1 protein-coding gene is annotated in these 1,179 nt (G+C 51.1%); it reads left to right on the top strand.

Going from position 1 to position 1,179, the window contains the following annotated elements:
• The coding region (gene tuf / locus EA58_RS20615; RefSeq protein ID WP_036757537.1) for an elongation factor Tu at positions 1–1,179 on the top strand (1,179 nt) is incomplete at both ends.

Here is a 1,179-nt window from a genome sequence, read left to right as displayed (position 1 = left end):
TGTCTAAAGAAAAATTTGAACGTACGAAACCGCACGTTAACGTTGGTACTATCGGCCACGTTGACCACGGTAAAACTACTCTGACTGCTGCAATCTGTACTGTACTGTCTAAAACTTACGGCGGTGCAGCGCGTGACTTCGCATCTATCGATAACGCGCCAGAAGAGCGTGAGCGTGGTATCACTATCTCTACTTCTCACGTAGAGTACGATACTCCGACTCGCCACTACGCGCACGTTGACTGCCCAGGACACGCCGACTACGTGAAAAACATGATCACCGGTGCTGCTCAGATGGACGGTGGTATCCTGGTTGTTGCTGCGACTGATGGCCCAATGCCACAGACGCGTGAGCACATCCTGCTGGGTCGTCAGGTTGGTATCCCTTACATCATCGTGTTCATGAACAAATGTGACATGGTTGATGACGAAGAGCTGCTGGAGCTGGTTGAGATGGAAGTTCGTGAACTTCTGTCTGAGTACGACTTCCCAGGCGACGACTGCCCAGTTATCATGGGTTCTGCTCTGGGCGCACTGAACGGTGAAGCTCAGTGGGAAGAGAAAATCGTTGAGCTGGCTGAAGCGCTGGATAACTACATCCCAGAGCCAGAGCGTGCAATCGATAAGCCGTTCATCCTGCCAATCGAAGACGTATTCTCAATCCAAGGCCGTGGTACTGTTGTAACTGGTCGTGTTGAGCAAGGTATCATCACTGTTGGTGACGAAGTAGAAATCATCGGTATCAAAGATACGACGAAGACGACTTGTACTGGCGTTGAGATGTTCCGTAAGCTTCTGGACGAAGGCCGTGCTGGTGAGAACGTTGGTGTTCTGCTGCGTGGTACTAAGCGTGACGAAGTTGAGCGTGGTCAAGTACTGGCGAAGCCTGGTTCAATCACTCCACACACAACTTTCGAGTCAGAAGTATACGTTCTGTCTAAAGACGAAGGCGGCCGTCATACTCCGTTCTTCAAAGGCTACCGTCCACAGTTCTACTTCCGTACAACTGACGTGACCGGTACTATCGAACTGCCAGAAGGCGTTGAGATGGTGATGCCTGGTGACAACATCAAGATGGTTGTTACTCTGATCGCACCTATCGCAATGGACGAAGGTCTGCGCTTCGCAATCCGTGAAGGTGGCCGTACCGTTGGTGCTGGTGTTGTTGCTAAGATCGTTG

This window comes from Photobacterium galatheae, assembly GCF_000695255.1.
GTDB classification, from domain to species: domain Bacteria; phylum Pseudomonadota; class Gammaproteobacteria; order Enterobacterales; family Vibrionaceae; genus Photobacterium; species Photobacterium galatheae.
This window is presented reverse-complemented; position numbering and strand designations above follow the sequence as displayed.